This window comes from Massilia glaciei (assembly GCF_003011895.2).
Taxonomy (GTDB): Bacteria; Pseudomonadota; Gammaproteobacteria; order Burkholderiales; family Burkholderiaceae_D; genus Telluria_A; species Telluria_A glaciei.
Genome location: NZ_PXWF02000143.1, coordinates 1 through 988, shown reverse-complemented (window position 1 = coordinate 988; position 988 = coordinate 1). Strand labels below are relative to the sequence as shown.

At 67.8% G+C, this 988-nt stretch carries 1 protein-coding gene; it reads left to right on the top strand.

What is annotated here, in order from left to right:
* Window positions 1-179: 179 nt before the first annotated feature.
* Window positions 180-988: ribonucleotide reductase barrel domain-containing protein (locus tag C7C56_RS10185; RefSeq protein ID WP_307719041.1), on the top strand; the 809-nt coding region annotated here is incomplete at its 3' end.

The following is a 988-nucleotide window of genomic DNA, read 5'->3' as shown; positions in this document are numbered from 1 at the left end:
ATCCTTCATGCAATCGCCCTGTGCTGCTACCCCTGTTGATTGACGATGGCGCCATTCTGCGCATCCGTTCCGTGCGGCGCACCCCGCTTCTTGCGGCGCAATTTTTATTGTTTGCGGGGCGCCATCGGGCCGGACCTTGGCGCACAATGTCAATTGCAAGCAATGTCCGAGGAGCCGCCATGCACCAACTCGAAAACGCCGTCATCGCCCTGGCCGAGCCGCAGGAGATCTCGACCGAAGTGCTGATCGAAAAATACGCGAAGGGCGGCGAGACCACCGTCGCGCAGGTGCACGCGCGGGTGGCGCGGGCGCTGGCCGAGGTCGAGTCCGCGGACGCGCGCCAGAAATACACCGACGAGTTCCTGTGGGCCATGCGCCACGGTTTCATTCCCGCCGGGCGCGTTTGCAGCGCCGCCGGCACCGGCCTGCAAACGACCCTGATCAACTGCTTCGTGCAACCGGTGGGCGACTCGATCACCGAGGCCACCGACGGCCGGCCGGGCATCTACACGGCGCTCGCGCAGGCGGCCGAGACGATGCGCCGCGGCGGCGGGGTCGGCTACAATTTCTCGGCCATCCGCCCGCGCGGCGCGCGCGTCAAGGGCACCGGCAGCAGCGCCTCGGGGCCGATCTCGTACATGCAGGTGTTCGACCGCTCGTGCGAGACGGTCGAATCGGCCGGCGCGCGGCGCGGCGCGCAGATGGCCGTGCTCAACGTCGACCATCCCGACATCGCCGACTTCATCACGGCCAAGCAGGAGCGCGGCCAACTGAACAACTTCAATGTGTCGGTCGGCGTCAGCGACGCCTTCATGCGCGCCGTCGAAGCCGGCGCCGGGGTCGAACTGGTGCACGCGAGCGAGCCCAACGACGAACTCAAACAGGCGGGCGCGCACCAGCGCGGCGATGGTCAGTGGGTCTACCGCAGGCTGCCCGCGCGCGCGCTGTGGGACCTGATCATGAAAAGCACCTACGCGGCGGCCGAGCC